Here is a 750-nt window from a genome sequence, read left to right on the forward strand (position 1 = left end):
GTCAGATCATCGAGTGAGTCATGAGGGCGTTCATCGTTGTATTCCTTCATCCATTTTTCTGTCAGGTCTCGGACTTCACTCAAGGTTTTGAACACGTACATGTTGAGTATTTCTGTCCGATAAGTTCGGTTAAATCGCTCTATATAGGAGTTCTCCGTTGGTTTGCCTGGGCGAATAAATTCCAACTCAACTGCGTTCTCTTCCGCCCATTCAGCCAGCGTGGTCGAGATGAATTCAGGGCCATTATCCATGCGCAGCTTACTGGGGTACCCTCGCCAAGCAATAATGCGTTCTAGCACCCTTATAATGCGTGGTGCTGGCAGATTGAGATCTACTTCAATCGCTAGCACCTCACGGTTGAAATCGTCCACGACATTGAACGTACGAAAGCGCCTGCCGCAGAGCAAAGAGTCACTCATGAAATCGATAGACCAGCAACTGTTGATCGACTCTGGACATGCCAGTGGTGTTGGATTTCGTTTTGGTAGGCGCTTTTTTCCCTTGCGCCGTAGGTTTAGCTTGAGCGAACAGTACACTCGATGGACTCGTTTATGATTCCATCGGTGTCCCCAGCGCCTAAGTACTTTAAATAATTTGCCAAAACCGTAGGCAGGATAACGCTCTGCTGCGTCCTGCAACGTCGCGATAACCTCATCATCCCGATGCGGATCTGGTCGGTAACGATAGACTGACGTCGCTAATGCCAACCCATAGAACCCGGCAGTGCCATTCGCAAAATGAACAAAAAGA

Annotated in this window: 1 protein-coding gene; it reads right to left on the reverse strand. The window is 48.7% G+C overall.

Translation table 11 applies throughout. From position 1 onward, the window contains the following. The coding region (locus BGK46_RS02280) for an IS3 family transposase (protein ID WP_139130714.1) at positions 1-750 on the reverse strand (750 nt) is incomplete at both ends.

It is taken from the genome of Salinivibrio sp. SS2 (assembly GCF_001722075.1).
Classification (GTDB): domain Bacteria; phylum Pseudomonadota; class Gammaproteobacteria; order Enterobacterales; family Vibrionaceae; genus Salinivibrio; species Salinivibrio proteolyticus.